Origin of the sequence: Nocardioides aequoreus, from assembly GCF_000720335.1 — a bacterium.
GTDB classification, from domain to species: Bacteria; Actinomycetota; Actinomycetes; order Propionibacteriales; family Nocardioidaceae; genus Marmoricola; species Marmoricola aequoreus.
On sequence record NZ_JOJN01000032.1, the window covers coordinates 1 to 823 of the forward strand.

1 protein-coding gene is annotated in these 823 nt (G+C 69.5%); it reads right to left on the reverse strand.

Features of this window, described 5'->3' with window-relative positions:
- A partial coding sequence (locus IG63_RS0120200) for a lipoyl synthase (RefSeq protein ID WP_030486139.1) occupies positions 1–823 on the reverse strand: 823 nt, incomplete at both ends.

Below are 823 nucleotides of genomic sequence, written 5' to 3' on the forward strand. Positions count from 1 at the left end.
GGCCCGCTCATGACCCCGGCGAAGCCGATCTGCGTGGCCTCCTCGGAGAGCTCGACGAACTCGTGGGGCTTGACCCACCGCTCGACCGGGTGGTGCAGCTTGGAGGGCCGCAGGTACTGGGTGATGGTGATCAGCTCGCACCCCGCGGCGTGCAGGTCGACCAGCGCCTGGGTGACCTCCTCACGGGTCTCGCCCATCCCCAGGATCAGGTTGGACTTCGTCACCAGCCCGAAGTCGCGCGCCTGGGTCAGCACGTCCAGCGACCGCTCGTAGCGGAAGGCCGGACGGATCCGCTTGAAGATCCGCGGCACCGTCTCCACGTTGTGGGCCAGCACCTCCGGACGCGACTCGAAGACCTCGGCCAGCAGGTCGGGCTCGCCGTTGAAGTCCGGGATCAGGTTCTCCACCCCGGTGCCGGGGTTGAGCTCGTGGATCATCCGGACCGTCTCGGCGTAGAGCCACGCCCCACCGTCGGGCAGGTCGTCGCGCGCGACGCCGGTGATGGTGGCGTAGCGCAGCTGCATCTGCTGCACGCTCTCGGCCACCCGGCGGGGCTCGTCGCGGTCCAGCGGCTGCGGCCGCCCGGTCGCGATCTGGCAGAAGTCGCAGCGCCGGGTGCACTGGTCACCACCGATGAGGAAGGTCGCCTCGCGGTCCTCCCAGCACTCGTAGATGTTGGGACAGCCCGCCTCCTGGCACACCGTGTGCAGCCCACCAGACTTCACCAGCTGCTGCAGCTCGGTGTACTGCGGACCCATCCGCGCGCGGGTCTTGATCCACTCCGGCTTGCGCTCGATCGGGGTCTCGGCGTTGCGGGCCTCCA